Source organism: Psychrobacter sp. TB20-MNA-CIBAN-0197 (assembly GCF_040309765.1).
Taxonomy (GTDB): domain Bacteria; phylum Pseudomonadota; class Gammaproteobacteria; order Pseudomonadales; family Moraxellaceae; genus Psychrobacter; species Psychrobacter submarinus.
The window spans coordinates 1-430 of sequence record NZ_JBEOPC010000120.1 but is presented as its reverse complement, the minus strand read 5'-3'; the positions used below and the strand labels follow the sequence as shown (position 1 = coordinate 430).

At 41.4% G+C, this 430-nt stretch carries 1 protein-coding gene; it reads left to right on the top strand.

Going from position 1 to position 430, the window contains the following annotated elements; translation table 11 throughout:
- On the top strand, positions 1-430 hold a 430-nt coding region (locus tag AAEY83_RS12930; protein ID WP_351059320.1), incomplete at both ends, for a TonB-dependent receptor domain-containing protein.

Below are 430 nucleotides of genomic sequence, written 5' to 3'. Positions count from 1 at the left end.
GTACAACCCCGACATTCTATTTTTTGCAAGCTATGCCCAAGGTTTTAAGTCAGGCACGTTTAACCCGCGTGCTACCGTAGCAGAGCCCGCAGCAAAGCCTGAAATTGTAGACTCGTTTGAAATAGGAATGAAAAGCGAATGGAACGACAATCTTCGTGCAAACATTACGCTATTTACTTTAGATCATAAAGACCGTCAGTATATTTCCGTACTACCGGGCGATGATGCATCTGATTTAAATCAACGACTAGGTAATATTGGCGAGTCAACATCAGACGGTATTGAAGTAGAACTTACCTACATTGCTACTGAATCACTCACTTTTGACGTCTCTTTAGGTTATATAGACAGCACCTTCGATAATGTTATTGATACCAACCCCGAGACCGGTGAAATATTTGATAAATCAGACCGCTTTACTGTATCGAAC